Genomic DNA, 2728 nt, shown 5'->3' with positions numbered 1-2728 from the left:
GCATTCCACTGATCGGGTCTGGATGTACTGCATGTGTGATATTCTGATGAACTCCTCCATCTACCCAGAAGATTCGGCCACTGTCCTTATCAGCACTTTTGAATGGTTTCACGCCTGACTTGGTGTTCATTTTGTAGATGCCATTGTCTTCTTTGGAGATGCCCACGGTATTCGTTGACCAGCTGTTTCCTTGGTCCTGTTCACGCTTCCACCTTCCGAGGTGGTGAGAGCAAGCTACCACTCCGGGTTTCATTCCCTGAGTGACCCATACCTTGTCGATGAAGAATCCAATATCCGTATTCATCTTGACCAGGTCACCGGTCTTGAATCCCCATTTCTTGGCATCATCTGGATGCATCCAGATAGGATTACGGTTACTGATCTCCATGAGCCACTTCGCACCACCCGATCGTGAGTGAATCAGTGTAGGTAAGCGGAATGTAGGAACAAGGACATACTCGCCCTCCTTCTTGTCCAACTTCTCTTCATGGATATGACTCTTGATATATGTAGGAGTGGCGTGTTCTGGCCATCCCCAGTCTACCATGGTCTGGCTGAAGAATTCATTCTTCATGGTAGGGGTAGGGAAGCCTTCCCTCGGCTTGCCGTCCACCATGATCGCGATATTCTTTCCGTCCTTGGAATAGACACCGGTCTTCTCATCGAAGTCGGCTCCTTGGAGTTGCTCCTCTGATATCACAGTCTCGTTCTTCTTGTACGTATGAGGCTCCACTTCGAAGGCGCCATACTTCTTCATATAGCCCAACTCGGTCAATCCTTCCTTGGCCGCAGCCTCTGGAAGGTTTGGCGTGTGCTCGAAAATGTATTGATAGTACTCATCTATTGTGATCTTCTCACCAGGACGATATGGAGACATGAAGTGGTCTCGGATACCAAGTGAGCCATCCTCATCGATCCTCCAGCTGAGCTCGATCCAGAACTCATCCTCTTCCCATACTTCTCCTGGATTGGTCTCGTAGGTGAAGGTGGTCTCTTTACCAGCCCTTCTGGCTGCTTCCCTCAATACCGGTTGTCTGAAGGCGATCCATTTTCCTGAGTGAGTGGCATAACTGTTCAGGTCATGTCGCTCAGCACTGTGTCCCATCGGTAGTACGAAGTCAGCAAAGAATGCCGTTTCATTCCAAGTAGGAGTGAGTGCGATATGGCAACCGAATAGGTCCTCTCGCTGAAATGCTTCCATCCAAGTGAAACCATCGGGATAGGTCCATACTGGATTGAAGACACGAGAGAAGTAGGTGTCCATATACCCTCTACCATCTTTAAGCATATGAGGAAGCAAAAAGCTCATCTCGAACATGGCCATTGGGTACTCTTTAGGGAAATGCAGATCATTCCAGAACTTCTGACCTGGAGGTACCGAGTGGAACGTTGGCTTGAATTTACTCCAACTATTAGGCGATGTTCCCCCCTTGGTCCCAACACTGCCCGTGATCACTTGAAGGAAATGTAGTGCTCGAGATACGCACCAGCCACCGAGATTGCCACTGGCTGCACTACGCCAATTATGTGATGCAAATCGTTCTCCAGCTTCCCCGATCAACTGCGCGACCTCTCGTATCGTTCCAGCTTTCACGCCACATTCCTTTTCAGCATATTCCGGAGTGAATTCAGCATATTCTTCGATCATCTTGGCGATGAAATTCTCGAAAGTCACTTCGGTCCCAGCATGTCTCTTTTCCAGATACTCGTTCCAATTGACCCATTTCTCCATGTACTCCTGATTGTACAGGCCATCTTCTAAGATGATCTTGGCCATAGCCAGAAGCATAGCGGCTTCAGTACCGGGATAGGTCGGTAGCCAGTAGTCCGACATACTGGCCGTGTTGGACAGTCTTGGATCCATGGTCGCCAACTTTGCTCCTTTCATCTTTGCTTCAATGATCCGCTGCGCATGTGGATTGAAGTAATGTCCACTCTCAAGATGTGCCGAGATGAGCAGGATGAATTTTGCATTAGCATGATCAGGGCTCGGTCTGTCGTGACCATACCAAATATTGTATCCGAACCTAGCTCCGGAGCTGCAGATATTGGTATGGCTGTTATGTCCATCGATGCCCCAGGATTGAAGCACACGATTGGCATATCCTTCGTGTCCTGGACGCCCCACGTGATAAGCGATCTCATTGTTCCGCTTCTCTTTCAAGGCCTTCCGGATCCGTGCAGCTATTGTGTCCAATGCTTCATCCCATGATATGCGTTCCCATTCTCCACTTCCACGTTCCCCCTTTCTTTTTTGTGGATAGAGTATCCGTTCAGGATCGGTGATCTGATTGATCGTGGCAGGACCTTTGGCGCAGTTCCTTCCTCGACTTCCAGGGTGAAAAGGGTTGCCCTCGAATTTCCTGATGCTACCTGATTCCTTATCGACATATGCAGTCAATCCGCATGCGCTCTCGCAATTGAAACAAGTCGTAGGAACGATGGTATAGGCCTTCTTTTCTTTCTTAGGCCAAGACTTGGCCTCGTATTCTTCCCAGTGATCCCATTGGTCCATGGGTGGGAATTTGTCCAAGTCGGTCTCCGTCATCCTATCCAACACGGGGTCGCGCTCTCCATGTAGATCGGGAATGATCCCGATCTTCTCAGCTATCCTCTCGATCAAGGTGTGATCTTTCTTTGTCATGATTTTCTGTGTTGGACGTTTTAACTCAAGGGGATCCGTTGTGGCGCTTCGACCCAAATATGTTCAGTGATATAGATTCCGATG

General features: G+C 49.0%; 1 protein-coding gene. It reads right to left on the bottom strand.

Going from position 1 to position 2728, the window contains the following annotated elements; translation table 11 throughout:
- Window positions 1–2644: molybdopterin-dependent oxidoreductase (locus tag HKN79_04960; GenBank protein ID NNC82908.1), on the bottom strand; the 2644-nt coding region annotated here is incomplete at its 3' end.
- Window positions 2645–2728: the final 84 nt, after the last annotated feature.

It is taken from the genome of Flavobacteriales bacterium, assembly GCA_013001705.1.
In the GTDB taxonomy this organism is placed as follows: domain Bacteria; phylum Bacteroidota; class Bacteroidia; order Flavobacteriales_D; family JABDKJ01; genus JABDLZ01.
Note: the sequence above shows the minus strand (reverse complement) of the source record. Positions and strands in the feature narration are given on the sequence as shown.